Raw genomic sequence first — 731 nt, 5'->3', positions numbered from 1 at the left:
CGCGAAGCGATCCGAACGGGCCTGACATACAGCTATTAAGGTTCAGGGTTATTTAACCCAACTCTCTCTAATCTGCCTGTGGTTTGAAAACTTTAGCTCCACAGGCAGATGCAGAACACCAACGCATTAATTCAAACGGTTCAAGGGGCTTCGGCCCCATTTTCCGCAGGAGGTGGCGACAGCCCGCGCCTTGTTCCCCGATCTTTGACCAGCCGTCAAAAGGCGGCTGTTGTCGTGCGCCTGTTGTTGAACGACGGCGCCGATCTTCCGCTGGAGGAGCTTCCCGATGACCTGCAAGAGAAACTGACACATCAATTGGGGGAAATGGGCCTTGTAGACCGGGCGACTCTGGGTGCTGTGGCGCAGGAATTCAGCGAAGCCCTGGACAATGTCGGTCTGGCCTTTCCACATGGTCTTGCCGGGGCCTTGGATGCCGTCAGTGGAAAAATCACACCCGCGACAGCCGCGCGTTTGCGCAAAGTTGCCGGAGTTCGTCAGATCGGTGATCCCTGGCAAAGGTTGCGCGACATACCAGCCCAGGACCTTGCGGCCATGGCACAGGCGGAAAGCACTGAAGTGGCCGCTGTGATGCTTTCAAAAATGGATACGGCACAGGCGGCGCAGATGCTGGGCCACATGCCGGGTCCGGTGGCGCGGCGGATCACCTACGCAATCTCGAAAACAGCAAATGTCACGCCCGAAGCGGTTGAGCGGATCGGCTGGTCACTGGC

At 58.0% G+C, this 731-nt stretch carries 1 pseudogene; it reads left to right on the top strand.

Annotated features, from left to right (window positions below):
* Positions 1-108 precede the first annotated feature (108 nt).
* Positions 109-731, top strand: a pseudogene (locus ACR0C6_RS21735) (flagellar motor switch protein FliG); the annotation flags it as partial.

It is taken from the genome of Ruegeria sp. AL12 (genome assembly GCF_056540885.1).
The sequence above is the reverse complement of the archived record's forward strand: the minus strand, read 5'-3'. Positions and strand labels throughout refer to the sequence as shown.